This window comes from Lactobacillus hamsteri DSM 5661 = JCM 6256, assembly GCF_000615445.1.
Taxonomy (GTDB): domain Bacteria; phylum Bacillota; class Bacilli; order Lactobacillales; family Lactobacillaceae; genus Lactobacillus; species Lactobacillus hamsteri.
On sequence record NZ_BALY01000076.1, the window covers coordinates 1 to 787 of the forward strand.

Here is a 787-nt window from a genome sequence, read left to right on the forward strand (position 1 = left end):
ATGAGTAACTAACTCATGAACTAATGAATATTTGCCATGTATTTCGTTACCATTTAAATCAACTCTCTTACCACCCAAATAAGTTTGAATTTCATGCAAAAGTGTTGAATCAAATAAATAATCTGCACCTGAAGCAACATATTCCTCAATTTGTTTTTGCAATTTCTTAAAATCAGCTTGATATTCTGGATCAATTTTTTCAATTGGAGTTGCAGCCAATTCTTCCAAAGTTTCTTTTTCACCTGGAAGTGCTTCAAAGTTCTTTTGCCAATCTGGTTCTGCAGCATTCATTGGACCGCCAGCACGGGTTGTATTACCACCAATTTGAGGGTATTTTTCTAAAATAACTACATTTTCATCATGTTGCAATGAGCGAACCGCTGCAGCAAGACCTGCACCACCTGCACCCACAACTACAACATCTGTAGTAATTTCTTCATCTTGTTCTTTATTTTCGACAGGCTTAGCACGCTCCTTCCATTCTTCCGCATTTCCACCTGCTTCTTCAATTGCAGCTGCAACGCCATCAATAACACCATGACTTGAAATAGTTGCACCACTAACTGCATCAACGTTTAAAGTTTGATTATCCACAATTTCTTTAGGAAGACGCTTGAAAACTTCGTCGGCTACTCCTTTGGTTTCACCACTAGCATCTACCTTAATATCATCAATTTTATTCTCTGAAAGAGTAACAATCATTGGCATATAGCTTGAGCCATGACCTTTGGCTTTAACTTCATATTTTCCTGGTTTCATTGCTATTCTTCAATTATCCTTTCTTATA

Annotated in this window: 1 protein-coding gene; it reads right to left on the minus strand. The window is 37.1% G+C overall.

Going from position 1 to position 787, the window contains the following annotated elements; genetic code table 11:
- Nucleotides 1-759: FMN-binding protein (locus tag JCM6256_RS09200; protein ID WP_025081376.1), on the minus strand; the 759-nt coding region annotated here is incomplete at its 3' end.
- Nucleotides 760-787: the final 28 nt, after the last annotated feature.